The sequence below is a fragment of the Streptomyces sp. NPDC002403 genome, from assembly GCF_053593015.1.
The window spans coordinates 1-17,947 of the sequence record NZ_JBSFBQ010000050.1; the positions used below are offsets into that span (position 1 = coordinate 1).

Annotated in this window: 16 protein-coding genes; 13 read left to right on the top strand and 3 right to left on the bottom strand. The window is 72.8% G+C overall.

Annotation, left to right across the window (positions count from 1 at the left end; genetic code table 11):
• From ACWCPY_RS34650 to ACWCPY_RS34665, 4 genes are all read left to right on the top strand, one after another.
• Nucleotides 1–258 (top strand): flavodoxin-dependent (E)-4-hydroxy-3-methylbut-2-enyl-diphosphate synthase (locus tag ACWCPY_RS34650; RefSeq protein WP_451271776.1); only part of this gene is annotated, 258 nt, incomplete at its 5' end.
• A 168-nt stretch (nucleotides 259–426) separates the two neighbouring features.
• Nucleotides 427–1,272: a GNAT family N-acetyltransferase gene (locus ACWCPY_RS34655; protein ID WP_451271778.1), complete on the top strand. Its 846-nt coding sequence runs from the start codon at nucleotides 427–429 to the stop codon at nucleotides 1,270–1,272.
• Nucleotides 1,273–1,336: 64 nt separating this feature from the next.
• A complete protein-coding gene (locus ACWCPY_RS34660; protein ID WP_451271780.1) occupies nucleotides 1,337–1,906 on the top strand; it encodes a GNAT family N-acetyltransferase in 570 nt (189 codons plus the stop codon).
• 81 nt (nucleotides 1,907–1,987) lie between these two features.
• On the top strand, nucleotides 1,988–3,682 hold the full coding sequence (locus ACWCPY_RS34665; RefSeq protein ID WP_451271782.1) for a proline--tRNA ligase: 1,695 nt from the start codon (nucleotides 1,988–1,990) through the stop codon (nucleotides 3,680–3,682).
• Nucleotides 3,683–3,751: 69 nt separating this feature from the next.
• Here ACWCPY_RS34665 and ACWCPY_RS34670 read toward each other — a convergent pair whose 3' ends face one another.
• The 3 genes from ACWCPY_RS34670 to ACWCPY_RS34680 are packed head-to-tail and all read right to left on the bottom strand — an operon-like array spanning nucleotide 3,752 to nucleotide 5,725.
• The gene (locus ACWCPY_RS34670; protein ID WP_451271784.1) at nucleotides 3,752–4,654 is read right to left on the bottom strand and encodes an aminoglycoside phosphotransferase family protein; all 903 of its coding nucleotides are present in this window, start codon (nucleotides 4,652–4,654) and stop codon (nucleotides 3,752–3,754) included.
• Nucleotides 4,655–4,682: 28 nt separating this feature from the next.
• A complete protein-coding gene (locus tag ACWCPY_RS34675; protein WP_451271786.1) occupies nucleotides 4,683–5,201 on the bottom strand; it encodes a ferritin-like domain-containing protein in 519 nt (172 codons plus the stop codon).
• Nucleotides 5,198–5,725 (bottom strand): hypothetical protein, encoded by a 528-nt coding sequence (locus tag ACWCPY_RS34680; RefSeq protein ID WP_451271788.1) that lies wholly within the window; start codon nucleotides 5,723–5,725, stop codon nucleotides 5,198–5,200. Before ACWCPY_RS34680 ends, ACWCPY_RS34675 begins: the two co-directional genes overlap by 4 nt.
• Nucleotides 5,726–5,902: 177 nt before the next feature.
• On the opposite strand from ACWCPY_RS34680, the gene rimP reads away from it, so the two are divergent.
• From rimP to ACWCPY_RS34725, 9 genes are all read left to right on the top strand, one after another.
• Nucleotides 5,903–6,400 (top strand): ribosome maturation factor RimP, encoded by a 498-nt coding sequence (rimP, locus tag ACWCPY_RS34685; protein ID WP_403781976.1) that lies wholly within the window; start codon nucleotides 5,903–5,905, stop codon nucleotides 6,398–6,400.
• 2 nt (nucleotides 6,401–6,402) lie between these two features.
• Entirely contained in the window at nucleotides 6,403–7,443 is a 1,041-nt protein-coding gene (gene nusA, locus ACWCPY_RS34690) for a transcription termination factor NusA (protein WP_266729381.1), read from the top strand.
• A gap of 123 nt (nucleotides 7,444–7,566) precedes the next feature.
• Complete coding sequence (locus ACWCPY_RS34695) at nucleotides 7,567–7,845, top strand: YlxR family protein (RefSeq protein ID WP_072489326.1); 279 nt, start codon at nucleotides 7,567–7,569, stop codon at nucleotides 7,843–7,845.
• Between the two features lie 147 nt (nucleotides 7,846–7,992).
• Entirely contained in the window at nucleotides 7,993–11,085 is a 3,093-nt protein-coding gene (infB, locus tag ACWCPY_RS34700) for a translation initiation factor IF-2 (protein WP_451271791.1), read from the top strand.
• 167 nt (nucleotides 11,086–11,252) lie between these two features.
• On the top strand, nucleotides 11,253–11,549 hold the full coding sequence (locus tag ACWCPY_RS34705) for a DUF503 domain-containing protein (protein WP_266427449.1): 297 nt from the start codon (nucleotides 11,253–11,255) through the stop codon (nucleotides 11,547–11,549).
• A 25-nt stretch (nucleotides 11,550–11,574) separates the two neighbouring features.
• Entirely contained in the window at nucleotides 11,575–12,027 is a 453-nt protein-coding gene (rbfA, locus tag ACWCPY_RS34710; protein ID WP_451271793.1) for a 30S ribosome-binding factor RbfA, read from the top strand.
• On the top strand, nucleotides 12,024–12,920 hold the full coding sequence (truB, locus tag ACWCPY_RS34715) for a tRNA pseudouridine(55) synthase TruB (RefSeq protein ID WP_451271795.1): 897 nt from the start codon (nucleotides 12,024–12,026) through the stop codon (nucleotides 12,918–12,920). Before rbfA ends, truB begins: the two co-directional genes overlap by 4 nt.
• Nucleotides 12,921–13,134: 214 nt before the next feature.
• A complete protein-coding gene (locus ACWCPY_RS34720; RefSeq protein WP_451271797.1) occupies nucleotides 13,135–16,788 on the top strand; it encodes a trypsin-like peptidase domain-containing protein in 3,654 nt (1,217 codons plus the stop codon).
• A gap of 43 nt (nucleotides 16,789–16,831) precedes the next feature.
• Nucleotides 16,832–17,785 (top strand): bifunctional riboflavin kinase/FAD synthetase, encoded by a 954-nt coding sequence (locus ACWCPY_RS34725; protein WP_403781991.1) that lies wholly within the window; start codon nucleotides 16,832–16,834, stop codon nucleotides 17,783–17,785.
• The last annotated feature ends 162 nt before the right edge of the window (nucleotides 17,786–17,947 follow it).

The window sequence follows — 17,947 nt, forward strand, 5'->3', positions numbered from 1 at the left end:
GGTCTTGAGGGCATGGAGGTTCCGTTGCGGGTGGCCGTGATGGGCTGTGTCGTCAATGGTCCGGGCGAGGCCCGTGAGGCGGACCTGGGCGTGGCCTCGGGCAATGGCAAGGGGCAGATCTTCGTGAAGGGCGAGGTCATCAAGACCGTGCCGGAGTCGAAGATCGTCGAGACGCTGATCGAAGAAGCCCTGAAGATCGCCGAGCAGATGGAGAAGGACGGCATCGCCTCGGGCGAGCCCGAGGTCTCCGTCAGCTGAACCCATGACCCGCACCACAGCGCCCCGCCGGACGGACACCGACCGGCGGGGCGCTGCCGTGAGCGACCTCACGAGGGACCGCGGACCCTGTGCGCAGGCGCGGGCGGCACGGATCAGCCGCGTCGGTTACAGTGCGGAAATCAGCAGACCGTATGGTGAGGCCCCCTCGTGTTGACGCAGACCACCACCCGGGTCCTCGAACCCGGCGATCTCGGTGCCGCTCTCGCCGTCCTGGAGAGCGAGCCCGTCGCCAACGCCTTCGTGACGTCCCGGGTCCAGATCGCGGGTCTCGACCCCTGGCGCCTCGGCGGCGAGATGTGGGGCTGGTACACCGACGGCAGGCTCCGCTCGCTCTGCTACTCGGGCGCCAACCTCGTCCCCATCTGCGCCACCCCCGAGGCCGTCCGGGCCTTCGCCGACCGGGCCCGCCGGGCCGGCCGCCGCTGCTCCTCGATCGTCGGCCCCGCCGAGCCCACCTCCCAGCTGTGGCGGCTCCTCGAACCCGGCTGGGGACCCGCCAGGGAGGTCCGGGCCAACCAGCCACTGATGGTCACCGAGAGCCCGTCCGCCGACGTCGCCCCCGACCCGCTGGTCCGCCGGATGCGCAAGGACGAGATGGACGTCCTGATGCCGGCCTGCGTGGCGATGTTCACCGAGGAGGTCGGCATCTCCCCGCTCGCGGGCGACGGCGGACTCCTCTACCAGGCACGCGTCGCCGAACTCATCGGAGCCGGCCGCTCCTTCGCCCGGATCGAGGACGGCAAGGTCGTCTTCAAGGCGGAGATCGGCGCCGCGACCCCGCAGGCCTGCCAGATCCAGGGCGTCTGGGTCGCCCCCGAACACCGCGGCCGCGGACTCTCCGAGACCGGCATGGCGGCGGTCCTGCGCTACGCACTGGCCGATGTCGCCCCCGTCGTCAGCCTCTACGTGAACGACTACAACACCCCCGCACGCCGGGCCTACGCCCGGGTCGGCTTCCGGGAGACCGGCGCGTTCATGAGCGTGCTGTTCTGACCCTCCGGCCACCGGCGCCGCCGACCCGTACCCCGTACCCCGGCGCGGCCAGTAGGGTCGGCGCATGGCAGCAGTTTCCGGGGGCGGCCCCCGCACTCCCAGCGTCCGGATCGGGCCCGTCGATCTCGCCGCTCGCGTGGACGAGGCGCTCGCCGTGCAGGCCGTCGCCTTCGGCCTGGGCCCCGAAGAGATCGAGGTACGGCGCCACATCGTCCTCAGGCACCTCGACCACCCGCACGCCCGCGCGCTGGGCGCCACCACCGCCGACGAGCGGCTCGTCGGCTTCGTCTACGGCATGCCCAACGAACGCGGCCAGTGGTGGTCCACCGTCGTCGAGCCCTACCTCCGCGCCACCGGCTGCGTGCACTGGCTCGACGACTCCTTCGTCATCACCGAACTGCACGTCCTGCCGAGGTTCCAGAACCGGGGCATCGGGCGCGCCCTGATCACCACCATCACCGACGCCGTCGACCACCCCCGGTCCATCCTCTCCGCCATCGACACCGAGAGTCCGGCACGTGGCCTGTACCGCAGTCTCGGCTACCAGGACCTGGCACGTCAGGTGCTCTTTCCCAGCGCCCCCAAGCCGTACGCCGTGATGGGAGCCCCGCTCCCGCTGCGGCGCAGGGGCTGAGACCGCGGACAACGGATTTCCGCCCACCCGGCCCGCCCGGCTAACCTCCTGGACATCACCCTTTCCGAGCAGGAGTTCACCATGGCCCAGGTCCAGCGCATGTCCCGATTGATGATCAAGACACTGCGCGACGACCCGGCCGACGCCGAGACGCTCAACCACAAGCTGCTCGTCCGGGCCGGTTACGTACGTCGCACCGCGGCCGGAATCTGGACCTGGCTGCCGCTCGGCAAGAAGGTCCTGGAGAACATCACCCGCGTCGTCCGCGAGGAGATGGACGCCATCGGCGGCCAGGAGGTGCTGCTCCCCGCGCTGCTGCCCAAGGAGGCGTACGAGGCGAGCGGGCGGTACGACGAGTACGGCGACCTGCTGTTCCGGCTCAAGGACCGCAAGGGTGCCGACTACCTCCTCGGCCCCACGCACGAGGAGATCTTCACCCAGGTCGTCAAGGACATGTGCTCGTCCTACAAGGACCTGCCCGTGATCCTGTACCAGATCCAGACCAAGTACCGCGACGAGGCCCGCCCCCGGGCCGGCGTGCTGCGCGGGCGCGAGTTCCAGATGAAGGACTCGTACTCCTTCGACACCACCGACGAGGGTCTCGCCGAGGCGTACCGGCTCCACCGCGCCGCCTACATCCGGATCTTCGAGCGGCTCGGCCTGGACCACCGCATCGTCTCCGCCGTCTCCGGCGCCATGGGCGGCTCGGCGTCCGAGGAGTTCCTCGCGCCCGCCCCGGCCGGTGAGGACACCTTCGTCGACTGCCCCGCCTGCGACTACGCCGCCAACACCGAGGCCGTGACCTTCAAGGCCACCCCGGCGGACGGCTCGGCGCACGGCCCCGTCGAGGAGCTGGACACCCCCGACACCCCGACCATCGAGACACTGGCCGCGCACCTCGGCGTCCCGGCCTCCGCCACCCTGAAGAACCTGCTGGTCAAGGTCGACGGCGAGATCGTGGCCGTGGGCGTGCCGGGTGACCGCGAGGTCGACCTCGGCAAGCTCGGCGAGCACCTCGCCCCCGCCGTCGTCGAGCTGGTCACCGCCGAGGACTTCGAGGGCCGCCCCGACCTGGTACGCGGCTATGTCGGACCGCAGGGCCTGGAGAAGGTCCGCTACATCGCCGACCCGCGCGTCGCCCCCGGCACCGCCTGGATCACGGGCGCCAACAAGGAGGGCAAGCACGCGAAGAACGTCGTCGCGGGCCGCGACTTCGAGGTCGCCGACTACCTCGACGTCGTCGTCGTCGAGGCGGGCGACCCCTGCCCCGAGTGCGGCACCGGCCTCCAGGTGGACCGCGCCATCGAGATCGGCCACATCTTCCAGCTCGGCCGCAAGTACGCCGACATCTTCTCCCTCGACGTCCTCGGCCAGCAGGGCAAGCCGGTCCGCGTCACGATGGGCTCGTACGGCATCGGCGTCTCCCGCGCGGTGGCCGCCCTCGCCGAGCAGACCGCCGACGACAAGGGCCTGTGCTGGCCCCGCGAGATCGCCCCGGCCGACGTGCACGTCGTCGCGGCGGGCAAGGCGCTCCAGACCGAGCTGGCGCTCGACGTCTCCGAGAAGCTGAACGCCGCGGGGCTGCGGGTCCTGGTCGACGACCGCGCGGGCGTCTCGCCCGGTGTCAAGTTCACCGACTCCGAGCTCATCGGCGTCCCGAAGATCCTGGTCGCCGGCCGCCGCTCGGCCGAGGGCGTCCTGGAGCTGAAGGACCGCCGCACCGGCGAGCGCGAGGAGCTCACCGTCGACGAGGCGATCGCCCGCCTCACCGCCTGATACCGCGCAAAGCCGCAGGCCCCCGCGCACCGCGCGGGGGCCTGCGGCTGTTGCGGGGCCGACAGGCTCTCAGAGCCAGCCGGCGAACTCCAGCGACAGCTCGCCCTCCTGGTGGCGGCCGGCCGCCAGCGCCCGGGTCCCCGACTCCACCGCACGGAACAGCGTCCAGCCGTGCAGCCGCTCCCGGTCCACGTCCAGCGAATCGGCGAGCTTCTTGATCCGTCGCCGGGCCGTCACCGGGCCGCCGGGCGAGGCGATCAGGTCCTCGACACGGTCGCGCACCAGGCGCGCCAGGTCGTAGGCGCGCTCACCGACCAGCGGCTCGGGACCGACGGTCAGCCACGGCACCCGCTCCCCGGCCAGCACCTTGCTCTGGCGGAAATTGCCGTGCAGTAGCAGAAGTTCGGGGGAGTGGGCGACCAGCTCCTCGCGCGCCGCGAGCGCCGCGGCGACCAGCGGTTCCAGGTCCGGGTCGGCCGCCGCGCAGGCGCGCATCGGTTCGATGCGGTGCCCGGTCCGCTCGGCGACCGTCTCGAAACCGTGTCCGGCCGGCGGCTCGACCCACAGCCGGCGCACCGTCCCCGCCGCTTCGAGCAGCGCCTTCGCCTCCGGCAGCGAGCGCAGCGACACCTCGGGGTGCAGCCGTTCCAGCAGCAGCGCGCCGGGTCCGGCGGCGACGAGCTGCACCGCGCCCCAGCCGTTCCAGTGGGCCAGCGCCGCCTGCTCCAGCTCAGGTGCGGCCCCGGGGGGTGCGATCTTCAACGCGGCCGGGGTGCCGTCGGCGCACGTCACCAGCAGGACCAGACTGCTGCGGCCCCCCGGGGCGGCGACCCGCTCCACGGCCGGCCCTCCGGTGGCGGACAGCGCCTCCTCGGTCAGTGCGGGAAGCCGCGCCAGCCAGTCGGCGGCGGCCGCGTCCCCGTACGACTCGCCCAGCGCCCGCACCAGACGCTGCGGCGGTTCGAAACCCATACGTGCTTTGTTCCCTTTCAGAGCTTCTTCAGTGCGCCGCGCCGGACCCGTTCGTCACATCGGCCCCGCTCTTCGCGCCGGACCCGGCGTCCGCGGCGGTCCCCGCCTTCGCGCCGGTGCCGTCGGCGGTCCGCTCGGCGAGCCCGGGAAAGGGTACGCCGCTGCCCCGCCAGCGGACCGCGCGGACCGCGGCCTCCCGCAGCGCGTCGGCGGCCTCCCGCCTGAGCGGCCCCTCGGCGGCCCGGACGAGATCGGAGTACACGCCCGCGACCCGGTCCTCCAGCACGGCCGCCAGCCGCACCGCCGCGGCCGGGTCCGGCACCGCGAACGGCAGAGCGTACGCCGCCTGCGCCGCGACCGGCTCACCGCCCAGCCCGCGCACCGTCCGCACCAGAGCGTCGCGCCGGGCCCGGTGCGCGTAGTAGGCGGCCCTGGCCTCGGCCCGGCGGCCCTCGGCGATCCGGCCGCCGACCACCCCGTACCCGTACACCGCCGCGTGCTCGGCGGCCAGGGCCGCCTGGGCGGCCTTCTGTGTCCCGGCGCTCATGACGAGGTCTCCTTGGCGAGTTCGGTCAGCAGATAGGCGTGGGCCGCGCCCGCCGCCGCGATCGACGCCAGCAGCCGGGCCAGCTCCGGCGGTGCCTCCATGAGGGCCGCCAGGTGTGTGTCCGCGGCGCGGCGCTCCGCCGCGGCCAGTTCCCTGACGGCGGCCCCGGCATCGGTCGCCCGCGACCGCGAGAAGGCGAGCGCCTGCCCGCCGGCCGGCGCCAGCGCCTTGGCGTGGGCCCGTACGGCGTCCCGCAGCGGCGCGAGCCCGGCGGCGGTCGCCGGATGGGTCCTGATCACGTGCTCGTAGCCGCCGAGCAGTTCCAGACTGGTCCGCGCGGCGGCCGTCCGGATCCGCTTCTCCGCCCGTGCCGCGGAGGCCTGCTCGGCCGCGGTCGCCGCCCCGGACCGGCCGGAGCCCTTCCCGCCGCCCGGCCCGTCACCGCAGCCGGCCAGCACCGCCCCCAGGGCGATCGCTCCCGTCGCGGTGAACACACCTCTGCGCGTCGTCCCCGTGCGCCGCACCTGTTCTCCTTCGGGCCTGTACCTGACTTGACTGGATCTGTCCTGAAGTGATCACCGCAGGCGAGCGTACCCGCGGCCGGGGAGCAGGCGGACGGCAACACCCCTCGGGACCGGATACCCTTTGACCTGACACGCGACGATCCCCACAACAGCACACGCGGCCGAGGAGTCACCCGGATGAGCACCACCCAGAGCGAGAGGCTGCGCGGGCTGCTCGAACCGCTCGTCAGCGCCGAACAGCTGGACCTCGAAGAGATCGAGGTGTCCCGGGCCGGCCGCCGCCGTGTGCTGCGCATCGTGGTGGACTCCGAAGAGGGCGTCGAGCTGGACGCCTGCGCCGAGCTGAGCCGCGCCATCTCCGAGAAGCTGGACGAGACCGACGCGATGGGCGACGGCGAGTACGTCCTCGAAGTCAGTTCCCCCGGTGCCGACCGTCCGCTGACGGAGCACCGCCACTACGTACGTGCCACGGGCCGCCTGGCCAAGTTCCACCTGCACGAGGGCGGCGAGCTGGTGGCCCGCATCCTCGCCGTGGACGAGGAGGGCCTCGACCTCGAAGTGCCGGGCGTCAAGGGCCGCAAGCCCACGTCCCGCCGGGTCGCCTTCGACGAGATCGCCAAGGCGCGCGTGGAGATCGAATTCAGCCGCAAGGACAAGAAGGAAGAGGAGGCGTAGCCGTGGACATCGATGTGAAGCTCTTGAAGGGCTTGGCACAGGACAAGGAGATCCCCTTCGACGTGCTCGTCGAGGCGATCGAGTCGGCCCTCCTCATCGCCTACCACCGTACCGACGGAAGCTACCGCCGCGCGCGAGTGAAGCTCGACGAGCGCGGCCATGTGACGGTGTGGGCGAAGGAGGACCCGGCCGACCTGGAAGAGGGCCAGGAGCCCAAGGAGTTCGACGACACCCCGTCCGGTTTCGGCAGGATCGCCGCGACCACCGCCAAGCAGGTCATCCTGCAGCGGCTGCGCGACGCCGAGGACGACAAGACGTTCGGCGAGTACGCGGGCCACGAGGGCGATGTCGTCACCGGCGTCGTCCAGCAGGGCAAGGACCCGAAGAACGTCCTGGTCGACATCGGCAAGCTGGAAGCGATCCTGCCGGTGCAGGAGCAGGTGCCGGGCGAGGAGTACACCCACGGCCTGCGGCTGCGTACCTACGTCGTACGGGTCGCCAAGGGTGTGCGCGGCCCGTCCGTGACGCTGTCGCGGACCCACCCCAACCTGGTGAAGAAGCTCTTCGCGCTGGAGGTGCCGGAGATCGCCGACGGTTCCGTGGAGATCTGCGCGATCGCCCGCGAGGCCGGTCACCGCACCAAGATTGCGGTCCGTTCGACCCGCTCCGGGCTGAACGCCAAGGGCGCCTGCATCGGCCCGATGGGCGGCCGGGTGCGCAATGTCATGGCCGAGCTGCACGGCGAGAAGATCGACATCGTGGACTGGTCGGACGACCCGGCCGAGATGGTCGCCAACGCGCTGTCGCCCGCACGGGTGAGCGAGGTCGAGGTGGTCGACCTCGGTGCCCGGTCCGCCAGGGTCACCGTGCCGGACTACCAGCTCTCGCTGGCGATCGGCAAGGAGGGGCAGAACGCCCGCCTCGCCGCCCGTCTCACCGGCTGGCGCATCGACATCCGCCCGGACACCGAGACCGACGCCGAGCGCGACGTGGCCGACCGGGAGCGGGCCGAGCGGGCCCGCGAGCGGTCCGAGCGTCGCTGACCGGTCCGCGGGAATCACACCCGCGGGGAATACATCTGGGCGGCATGCCGCTGAGATCACGACAACATCCGTTCGATTTTTGCCCCAAAGGGGTGAGGTCGGTGCGGGGAGGTAGACTTAGCCGTGTCTGGCCGGACGCACGCCCGTGCTTGCCCTGAGCGAACCTGTGTGGGATGCCGGGAGCGGGCGGCCAAGAGCGAGCTGCTGCGCATCGTCGCGGACGGGGACGCCTGCGTCCCCGATCCTCGCGGTACGCTGCCCGGCCGGGGTGCCTATGTACACCCCGCCTCTGTCTGTCTGGACCTGGCGGTTCGCCGCCGGGCCTTCCCCCGGGCCTTCAAGGCCAAGGGGCCGTTCGACCCCGCCGCAGTGCAGCGGTTCGTCGAACGGGTGACACCGTAAGAAATGAACGGCACGGGACCCCGTGCGGTCAGGTACCTCGCGAGTTGGAAGTAGGTCGAGATTGCGATGAGCACTCGATGAGTACGCGATGAGTACGCCCATGAAGTAGCGACGGTCCGGCGGTAACCCGGACCTAAAAGGAGCGAAGTGGCTAAGGTCCGGGTATACGAACTCGCCAAGGAGTTCGGCGTCGAGAGCAAGGTCGTCATGGCCAAGCTCCAAGAACTCGGTGAATTCGTCCGTTCGGCGTCCTCGACGATCGAGGCGCCGGTTGTACGCAAGTTGACTGACGCACTGCAGGGGCCCGGCGGCAACGCCGGCAAGTCCGCTGCAAAGCCTGGCGCGCCCCGCAAGGCGACGCCCGCAAAGCCCGCAGCGCCCTCCCCGGCCGCTGCGGCACGTCCCGCTGCCCCGAAGCCCGGCGCCCCGGCCCCCAAGCCGGCCGCCGCCGCCCCGGCGAGCAGCACCCCCGCAGCGCCTTCCGCGCCGGCTCCCGGCCCGCGTCCGGGCCCGAAGCCCGCGCCCAAGCCCGCTCCGGTGACCCCGGTGCCCGCCGCCGAGTTCTCGGCTCCGGCTCCGGCCCCGCAGGCTGCCCCGCAGCAGCAGGCCCCGCGTCCCGCGGGTGCCACCCCCGGCCCCCGCCCCGCCCGTCCGGCCCCGGCCGGCGGTCAGCGTGACGGTGGCCAGCGCGACGGCGGCCGTGGTGGCGAGCGCGGCGGCGACCGCCCCGCCCGTCCCGCGGGCCAGGGCGCACCGCGCCCCGGCGCCCGTCCGGCCGGTCCCCGTCCGGGCAACAACCCCTTCACCTCCGGTGGCTCGACGGGCATGGCCCGTCCGCAGGCGCCCCGTCCCGGCGGCGCCCCGCGTCCCGGTGGCGGCCAGGACCGTCCGGGCGCCCCGCGTCCGCAGGGCGGCCCCGGTGGCGCCCCGCGCCCCCAGGGCCAGGGCGGCGCCCGTCCGACTCCGGGCGGCATGCCCCGTCCGCAGGCTCCCCGTCCGGGCGGTGCCCCCGGTGGTAACCGTCCGAACCCGGGCATGATGCCGCAGCGTCCCGCTGCCGGCCCGCGTCCCGGTGGCGGCCCCGGCGGTGGCCGCGGTCCCGGTGGCGGCGGCGGTCGTCCCGGTGGCGCAGGCCGTCCCGGCGGCGGTGGCTTCGCAGGCCGTCCGGCCGGTCCCGGTGGCGGTGGCGGCGGCTTCGCCGGCCGTCCCGGTGGCGGCGGTGGCGGTGCGGGTCGTCCCGGTGGCGGTGGCGGCGGCTTCGGCGGTCGTCCCGGCTTCGGCGGTCGTCCCGGCGGCCCCGGTGGCCGTGGTGGCACGCAGGGTGCGTTCGGCCGTCCCGGCGGCCCCGCGCGTCGTGGCCGCAAGTCGAAGCGGCAGAGGCGCCAGGAGTACGAGGCCATGCAGGCCCCGTCGGTGGGCGGCGTCATGCTGCCTCGCGGCAACGGACAGTCCGTCCGTCTGTCGCGCGGTGCCTCCCTCACCGACTTCGCGGAGAAGATCAACGCCAACCCGGCGTCGCTCGTCGCCGTGATGATGAACCTCGGCGAGATGGTCACGGCGACGCAGTCCGTCTCCGACGACACCCTCAGGCTGCTCGCGGACGAGATGAACTACGTCCTCGAGATCGTCAGCCCCGAGGAGGAGGACCGCGAGCTGCTGGAGTCCTTCGACATCGAGTTCGGCGAGGACGAGGGCGGCGAAGAGGCCCTGGTCTCCCGTCCGCCGGTCGTGACCGTCATGGGTCACGTCGACCACGGAAAGACCCGACTGCTGGACGCGATCCGCAAGACGAACGTCGTCGCGGGCGAGGCGGGCGGCATCACGCAGCACATCGGTGCCTACCAGGTCTCCTCCGAGGTCAACGGCGAGGACCGCCGGATCACCTTCATCGACACCCCGGGTCACGAGGCGTTCACCGCCATGCGTGCCCGTGGTGCGAAGTCCACCGACATCGCGATCCTCGTGGTGGCGGCGAACGACGGTGTGATGCCCCAGACGATCGAGGCGCTGAACCACGCCAAGGCGGCCGAGGTGCCGATCGTGGTCGCGGTCAACAAGATCGACGTCGAGGGTGCCGACCCGACCAAGGTGCGCGGTCAGCTCACCGAGTTTGGTCTGGTGGCCGAGGAGTACGGCGGCGACACGATGTTCGTCGACATCTCCGCCAAGCAGGGCCTCAACATCGAGGCACTGCTGGAGGCCGTCGTCCTCACCGCCGACGCCTCGCTCGACCTGCGGGCCAACCCGGAGCAGGACGCGCAGGGTATTGCGATCGAGTCCCACCTCGACCGCGGCCGCGGTGCCGTTTCGACCGTCCTGGTCCAGCGCGGCACGCTGCGCATCGGCGACACGATGGTGGTCGGCGACGCGTACGGCCGTGTCCGGGCGATGCTCGACGACAACGGCAACAACGTCGAGGAAGCGGGTCCGTCGACCCCCGTCCTCGTGCTCGGTCTCACCAACGTCCCGGGCGCCGGCGACAACTTCCTGGTGGTCGACGAGGACCGTACGGCCCGTCAGATCGCCGAGAAGCGTGCCGCCCGTGAGCGCAACGCCAACTTCGCCCGCAAGGGTGTCCGGTTCTCCCTGGAGAACCTGGACGAGGCGCTCAAGGCCGGTCTGGTCCAGGAGCTCAACCTCATCATCAAGGGCGACGCGTCCGGTTCGGTGGAGGCTCTCGAGTCCTCGCTGCTCCAGCTCGACGTCGGCGACGAGGTCGACATCCGGGTCCTGCACCGCGGTGTGGGTGCGGTCACCGAGTCGGACATCGACCTGGCGACCGGCTCCGACGCCATCGTCATCGGCTTCAACGTCCGCGCTGCCGGGCGTGCCCAGCAGATGGCGGAGCGCGAGGGCGTCGACGTCCGCTACTACTCGGTGATCTACCAGGCCATCGAGGAGATCGAGGCGGCCCTCAAGGGCATGCTCAAGCCGGAGTACGAAGAGGTCGAGCTCGGTACGGCGGAGATCCGCGAGATCTTCCGCTCGTCCAAGCTGGGCAACATCGCCGGTGTGCTGGTCCGCTCCGGCGAGGTCAAGCGCAACACCAAGGCGCGCCTGCTGCGCGATGGCAAGGTCATCGCGGAGAACCTCAACATCTCCGGTCTGCGCCGCTTCAAGGACGACGTCACCGAGATCCGCGAAGGCTTCGAGGGCGGTATCAACCTCGGAAACTTCAACGACATCAAGATCGACGACGTCATCGCGACGTACGAGATGCGCGAGAAGCCGCGAGGCTGATCCACGGGAAATCCGGGGGGAGACCCCCGGACCTCTCTTCAACAGTCGGGGCCGGTCGACGGGTCGTATTTCCGTCGATCGGCCCCGGCCGTTCCGTGTACGGTTCTGGTGTCCCTGCCAAGCACTGGCAGGGCGCGAACCCGAACCGGCGGGACATCCGGACATACATGTATGTGGGGACACTGTCCTTCGATCTGCTTCTCGGCGACGTACGGTCGTTGAAGGAGAAGCGCTCCGTCGTCCGCCCGATCGTCGCCGAACTCCAGCGCAAATACGCGGTGAGCGCGGCGGAGGTGGGCGGTCAGGATCTCCATCGCAGGGCCGAGATCGGTCTTGCCGTGGTCTCCGGGGACACCGGACACCTCACAGATGTTCTGGACCGGTGCGAGCGGCTGGTGGCCGCACGCCCGGAAGTGGAGCTGCTGTCCGTACGACGGCGGGTACACAGCGACGAAGACGATTGAGCAAGGCGAAGAAGGAGACGGACCAGTGGCCGACAACGCGCGGGCTAAGAAGCTGGCGGACCTCATCCAGGAGGTGGTCGCCGAGAAACTGCAGCGCGGCATCAAGGACCCGCGTCTGGGTACGCACGTGACCATCACGGACACCCGGGTCACCGGTGACCTGCGGGAGGCCACGGTCTTCTACACGGTCTACGGCGACGACGAGGAGCGGGCCAGCGCCGCGGCCGGTCTGGAGAGCGCCAAGGGCATCCTGCGCTCGGCGGTCGGAGCGGCGGCGGGGACGAAGTTCACCCCCACGCTGGCCTTCGTGGCGGACGCCCTGCCGGAGAACGCCAAGGCGATCGAGGACCTCCTCGACCGGGCGCGTGCCTCGGACGCACGGGTGCGCGAGGCGTCCTCGGGCGCCACGTACGCCGGTGGTGCCGACCCGTACCGCAAGGCGGACGACGACAACGACGAGGACGCCGCCTCCGAATGACATCGCAGAAAACGCCGGACGGCCTTGTCATCGTCGACAAGCCGTCCGGCTTCACTTCGCACGACGTCGTCGCCAAGATGCGCGGCATCGCCCGGACCCGCCGGGTCGGCCACGCCGGCACGCTGGACCCGATGGCGACGGGGGTTCTCGTGCTCGGTGTCGAGAAGGCCACCAAGCTGCTGGGCCATCTCGCACTGACCGAGAAGGAGTACCTCGGCACGATCCGGCTCGGCCAGGACACCATCACGGACGACGCGGAGGGCGAGATCACCTCGTCCACCGACGCCTCCGGTGTGACCCGTGACGGCATCGACGCCGGGGTCGCGGCCCTGACCGGACCGATCATGCAGGTGCCGTCCAAGGTGAGCGCCATCAAGATCGACGGCAAGCGGTCCTACGCGCGGGTGCGCGGCGGCGAGGAGTTCGAGATCCCGGCCCGGCCGGTGACGATCTCGTCCTTCCACGTCTACGACGTCCGCCCGGAGGTCGCCGAGGACGGCACGCCGGTCGTCGACCTGGTCGTCTCGGTGGTCTGCTCCTCGGGCACGTACATCCGCGCGATCGCCCGGGACCTCGGTGCCGGGCTCGGCGTCGGCGGGCATCTGACCGCGCTGCGGCGCACCCGGGTCGGGCCCTACGGCCTCGACGCGGCGCGGACGCTCGACCAGCACCAGCAGGAGCTGACCGTGATGCCGGTGGCCGAGGCCGCCGCCTCGGCCTTCCCCCGCTGGGACGTGGACGAGAAGCGCGCCAAGCTGCTGCTGAACGGCGTCCGGCTGGACATGCCGGCCTTCCCGCCGGGACCGGTCGGTGTCTTCGGGCCCGACGGGCGTTTCCTGGTGCTCGTCGAGGAGCAGAAGGGCAAGGCCAAGAGCCTCGCCGTATTCGCCTGACAGGCTCCGTGGGCAGACCGGTTCTCCGGCATGGTCATCGTGGAGCGGGCGGGGCAGTTCCCGGCGCCCGCTCCACGGTCCCCCACTTGTTCTGTCCACCGGACGCCGTCAATTCACCCCAATGGGCAGGCGCTCGGAGTGAATGGGGGTGCATTCGGGGGCGCTTTTACTCCGAGTGGTACACGCGCTGATCATCGGACCTAACGTTCGGATCATGGGAAGCGGGGACCGGGCAGCGCTGGTACGTATCTGCGATCAGGCCGGCCGGCCGAGGGGTACCGGGTTCGTCGCGGACGACCGGGGCACGGTACTGACCAGTCATGAAGCCGTGGACGGCCCCACCGGGCTGGTCCTGCACGGGACGGACGGCCGCAGCCGCGCCGTGGAGGCCGGCGACATCACCGCGCTGCCCGGGCTGGACCTCGCCCTGCTGCACACCGAGGGGTCGGGCGAGCTGGGCGTGGAGCCGGTCCCGATCGCCCTGCGGGAGCGGATCGACGCCGGTACGTACGTGACGATCGCCGCGCACGGCTGGCGCGAGGCCAGGGTGCTCGGCACCGCCCCCGTGACGTACACCGCGAACGGCCGCACCCACCGGATCGACGCGGCGCTGGAGCTGGCGCTCGGCACGGACGGCAGGGACGCCCTGCGGCTGGGCGGCGCGGCCGTGGGCGGGCCCGTCCTCGACCCGGAGAGCGGCGCGGTCATCGCCGTGCTGGGCAGTGCGCTGCGTGCCGGGCACACGGGGGCGGGGTTCGCCGTGCCGCTCCGGGCGGCGGGCACCGGGGGCCCGCTCGGCGCCCTGCTGCGGCGCAACGCCACGAGCGTCCCCGGATACGGACGCGATCTGAACCTCGCGGGCGCCCTGCACCTCACCGCGACCTCGCTCGGCTCGGCGTACGGACCCGCCGCCTGCCCCGATCCGGTGGAACGCCCGGACGCCACCACGGAGTTCGACGCCTTCGCGGGCCCGGTCCGCGCCGGAGCGGCACCGGACGGCCCCGCCGTCGTCCTCGGTCTCGTCGGAGCGCCGGGCACCGGCCGCACCACCGAACTGGCCGCGCTCACCGCACGCCGGGCGCGCGGCCCGGTACCCGCGCCCACCCTCTGGCTGCGCGGCGCCGATCTGCTGGCCGACGACACCTCGGTCGCCGACGCCGTCGCCCGCACGCTGCGCCGGGCCGGCCGGATCGTCACCGCGGCCGGCGCCCGGGGCGACATGGCGGGCGCCACCCCCGAGCGGGTGGCCCGGCTGGCCGAGGAGTCCGGGAGCCCCCTGCTCGTCCTGCTGGACGGCCCCGAGGAGATGCCTCCCGCGCTGGCCCACGAACCGGCCCGGTGGACCACCGCCACCGTCGAGTGGCTGCGGGACAACGGGGCGCGGCTGGTGATCGCCTGCGGCCCCGAACACTGGGAGACGGCCGGTGCGCTCTGTCCGCCCGGCGCGCTGCACCGCCCCGCCAGACCGGCCAGGCGGCTGCCTCCCGCGGTCCGCCTGGGCGACTTCACCGCGGGCCAGGCCGGACAGGCCAAGGAGCGGTACGCCATCCCGCCGGAGGCGCTCGCCCCCGGGCACGACCGGCACCCGCTCACCCTGCGCCTGCTCGCGGAGGTGCGCGCCGCGCTGCCGGGGGACGTCGCCGGGCAGCCGGGGACCGAGGAGGTCTTCGGCGCCCACCTGGACCTGATGTGCCTGCGCGTCGCGGTCCGCATCGCCGCCGCGTCCGGCCGGACGCCCGGGGGCGGCGCGGTACGCAGGCTGGCCGCCCGGGTGGCGGGGCAGGTCCACGAGGCGGCGCGGCGCTGTCTGGGCCCCGGGCAGGGGGAGCTGGACCGGGCGGCGTTCGAGGAGGTCTTCCCCTGGCGCACGGGCTGGGCGTCGGCCGTCCTCACCGAGGGCCTGCTCGTCCCGGCGGGCGCCGGCTACCGCTTCGCGCACGAGGAGTTCGGGGACTGGGTGCAGGGTGCCCACCTGGACGTGGACGCGGCGCTGCACGCGCTGGTCCACCGCTGGCACGCCCAGCAGGGGCCGGGCGGAGAGCCGGGGACGACAGCCGCCGAAGGCCGGGTTCCGCAGCCGAGGAAGCCGCCCGCGGCGACCGGTGCGCGCACCCTGCCCGTACCGCGCCACCGCATCGGCCCGGTGATCCAGGCCCTGCTGCTCCTGGGCCGCCGGCACGGCCCCGCCGCCCTCTCCCACCAGCTGGCCGATCTCATCGAGGCACTGGACCGGCTGTCCACGGAGGCGGGGTCCGAGGCGGTCGCGAAACCGGGACCGCGCCACGACGCCCGCTGGTGGGCGGTCCGGCTGCTCTCCCAGACGCTGCTCCGGGTGCCCGACGCCCGGCCGCACCTCGGCGTGCTGCGGCTCCTGGCCGGCCGGGTCGTGCGCCGGGCGGCCACGGGTGCGCCGGGGGGCCCGGGGACATACGCCGCGTTCGGGCCGTGGTTCTGGTGGCGGCTCAGGCTGTCCGAGGAGGACCGGATCGATCTGTTCCGGCGCCTCGTCCCCGCCGACGGCCCGCCCCCCGGCGAACCCCGTGCCGACGACCGCTCCACAGGCACATGTGCCGACGGCGGCGAACGGTTCCTGGACGCCGTGGCGCGCCGTCTCGCCGACCGGCCCCGGACCGTACAGCCCCTGCTCTGCGGCTGGTTCACCGACGAGCGCCCGCTCCCCGCCGGGGACGGGGACGCGATGCGGCCGACCGTGGCGGCCGCCGCCCAGGCGCTCCTCTACGCCCGCCGGGACCTGGCCGTCGACGAGCTGACCGACGCGCTCGTCTCGACGCCCCACCCCAGGGCCGGGGAGCTGCTCGGCGCGCTGGCCGAGGACGAGCCCTCCGCGCTGTGCCGGGCCGTCCACCGCTGGGCCCACGACGAGGACCGCGCGGACCGCCGCACCGCCGCCGCCTCGTACGCGCTGGTCACCTCGGCACACGCCACCCTGGACGCCGACCGCGAGCTGCTGCGCGGATCCGCCCTGGCCCTGCTGGCCCGTCCGGCGGACGCCACCCTGCACGGGGCCGCGCTCGCCCTGCTCGTACAGGATCCACGGACCCGCGACCGCTATCTCCCGCAGGCGCTCCGGGCCTTCGTCGCGGGGGAGTCCGGGCCGTCCGCGGAGGCGCTCGCCGTCGCGCTGCCCTCCCACCCGGAGGCGGTGCTCGCCGCGTTCCGGGAGCGGCTCACCCGGCCGGACGACGGGGCGGGCGAGGCGCTGTGCTCACTGGCCGGGGTCGATGCCCCCGCGCTCGCCCTCCACACCGCCGGGCTGGTGCGCGCCTACATCGACAGCCACCCGGACGACGCCGTGTATCCCGCCTCGTACATCGACCGGAGACTGGAGCGCGGTCCCGCCGCCCGCGCCCTGCTGCTGCCCCTGGTGACCGGGCTGCTGCGGGACCGCCCCGTCCCGCCACCGGTACGCGGAGCGCTCGCCGGAGTGCTCGCCGCACCCGGGAGCCCCGCCTCCGGGCCGCTGCGGGAGGAGCTGCTGGAGGTCCTGCTGGATTTCGAGCAGGAGGCCCACCGTGATCCGGCCGTGCTCGACGCATTGCTGCGGGCCGCCGCGACCGGCTCCGGCACCCGCGCCCCCGCCCGCACCCGCGCCCTGGTCCACCGCACCGCGACCCTGCTGGTCCGGACCCCCGAGGGCGCGGTCCGCTTCGACCGCCGGCTGGTCGAACTCGCCCGTGCGGTGCCCGGATTCGCCGCCCTGATCAACGGGTGGCTGGCCGACGCCCCGCAGGAATGGGCGGCGCTCGTCGGCCCGAGCGCGCGGCGGACGGTGGAGGCGCTGGGCAGCGCGAAGGCGATGCCGATGCAGGCCGCGCGGCGTGAGCATGGCAGTCTTAGACCTGCGTAAGAGACAAACCCACGTACACAGGTTCGGGCGAGGAGCGGTCAGAGTGCAGCGCTGGCGTGGCTTGGAGGACATCCCCCAGGACTGGGGACGCAGCGTCGTCACCATCGGCTCCTATGACGGGGTGCACCGCGGACACCAGCTGATCATCGGGCGTGCCGTGGAGCGAGCCCGTGAGCTGGGCGTGCCGTCGGTCGTGGTCACCTTCGACCCGCATCCCAGCGAGGTCGTACGGCCCGGCAGCCACCCGCCGCTGCTCGCCCCGCACCACCGGCGCGCCGAGCTGATGGCGGAGCTGGGGGTGGACGCGGTGCTCATCCTGCCGTTCACCAGCGAGTTCTCGAAGCTGGCACCGACCGACTTCATCGTGAAGGTGCTCGTCGACAAGCTGCACGCGCAGCTTGTCATCGAGGGACCCAACTTCCGCTTCGGCCACAAGGCCGCCGGGAACGTGCAGCTGCTCACCGAGTTCGGTGAGACCTACGACTACCGCGTCGAGGTCATCGACCTGTACGTGAGCGGCGAGGCGGGCGGCGGCGAGCCGTTCTCCTCCACCCTCACCCGGCGGCTGGTGGCCGAGGGCGATGTCGCGGGCGCCGCCGAGATCCTGGGCCGCCCGCACCGGGTCGAGGGCATCGTCGTCCGCGGTGCGCAGCGCGGCCGTGAGCTCGGCTTCCCCACGGCCAACGTGGAGACCCTGCCGCACACCGCGATCCCCGCCGACGGCGTCTACGCGGGCTGGCTGAACGTGAACGGCGAGGCGATGCCCGCCGCGATCTCGGTCGGCACGAACCCGCAGTTCGACGCCACGGAGCGGACGGTGGAGGCGTACGCGATCGACCGCGTCGGCCTCGATCTGTACGGGCTCCATGTCGCGGTGGACTTCCTCGCGTATGTGCGCGGGATGCTGAAGTTCGACTCGATCGACGACCTGCTCGTGGCGATGGCCGCCGATGTGAAGCGGTGCGGCGAGCTGATCTCCGCGTACGAGCGCGGCTGAACCTCTTCCCGTACGGGACGACGCGGGGCCGGGACCGTCGAGGAGACGGTCCCGGCCCCGCGTCGTGGTCTGCCCTAGGACCTCTCGTTTGGATCATGCCGGGCTCGCGGGAGCTGGCACGCACACTCGCCGCGTTGTCGTCACTCGCCAGGGCTCCGCCCT

Coding starts and splice junctions, on each gene's coding strand:
- ACWCPY_RS34660 (WP_451271780.1), top strand. CDS start 1,337: ATGGCAGCAGTTTCCGGGGGCGGCCCCCGCACTCCCAGCGTCCGGATC.
- truB (WP_451271795.1), top strand. CDS start 12,024: ATGACATCGCAGAAAACGCCGGACGGCCTTGTCATCGTCGACAAGCCG.
- ACWCPY_RS34705 (WP_266427449.1), top strand. CDS start 11,253: ATGTATGTGGGGACACTGTCCTTCGATCTGCTTCTCGGCGACGTACGG.
- ACWCPY_RS34670 (WP_451271784.1), bottom strand. CDS start 4,654: ATGGGTTTCGAACCGCCGCAGCGTCTGGTGCGGGCGCTGGGCGAGTCG.
- ACWCPY_RS34720 (WP_451271797.1), top strand. CDS start 13,135: ATGGGAAGCGGGGACCGGGCAGCGCTGGTACGTATCTGCGATCAGGCC.
- rimP (WP_403781976.1), top strand. CDS start 5,903: ATGAGCACCACCCAGAGCGAGAGGCTGCGCGGGCTGCTCGAACCGCTC.
- ACWCPY_RS34675 (WP_451271786.1), bottom strand. CDS start 5,201: ATGAGCGCCGGGACACAGAAGGCCGCCCAGGCGGCCCTGGCCGCCGAG.
- ACWCPY_RS34665 (WP_451271782.1), top strand. CDS start 1,988: ATGGCCCAGGTCCAGCGCATGTCCCGATTGATGATCAAGACACTGCGC.